Annotated in this window: 1 pseudogene; it reads right to left on the reverse strand. The window is 48.9% G+C overall.

What is annotated here, in order from left to right:
- Window positions 1-570 (reverse strand): annotated as a pseudogene (locus tag ESZ48_RS19460) (hypothetical protein); the annotation flags it as partial.

Below are 570 nucleotides of genomic sequence, written 5' to 3' on the forward strand. Positions count from 1 at the left end.
CGCCAGTTCCACTATAGGTACCACCTGCTGGCATACCCGAACCTGCAATGTTTTGCACAAGTCCCGCATCTGCACACCAAGAGCCGCCAGAAACGGTCACTATTGGAAGATCATTGACCTCTAACGAAGCTGTTGCACTATTACTACAGTTGTCGCCATCGGAATAAGTGTAGGTCAGCACTTGAGTGCCCACTGAAGTATCAAAGTTGTATGTGCCGTCACCATTGTCGGTAACGCCCGTTCCACTATAGATACCACCTGCTGGCATTCCTGAACCTGCAATATTTTGTACAAGTCCCGCATCTGTACACCAAGAGCCACCCGAAACGGTCACTGTTGGAAGGTCATTGACCTCTAACGAAGCTGTGGCTGAGTTTTCACACGAATTACCATCACTATAGGTATAGGTCAGGGTCTGAGTGCCCACCGAAGTATCAAAGTTATAAGTGCCATCACCATTGTCGCTAACGCCAGTTCCACTATAGGTACCACCTGTTGGCATTCCTGAACCTGCTATATTTTGAACAAGTCCCGCATCTGTACACCAAGAGCCACCGGATACGGTCACTG

It is taken from the genome of Gelidibacter gilvus (assembly GCF_004115975.1).
Taxonomy (GTDB): Bacteria; Bacteroidota; Bacteroidia; order Flavobacteriales; family Flavobacteriaceae; genus Gelidibacter; species Gelidibacter gilvus.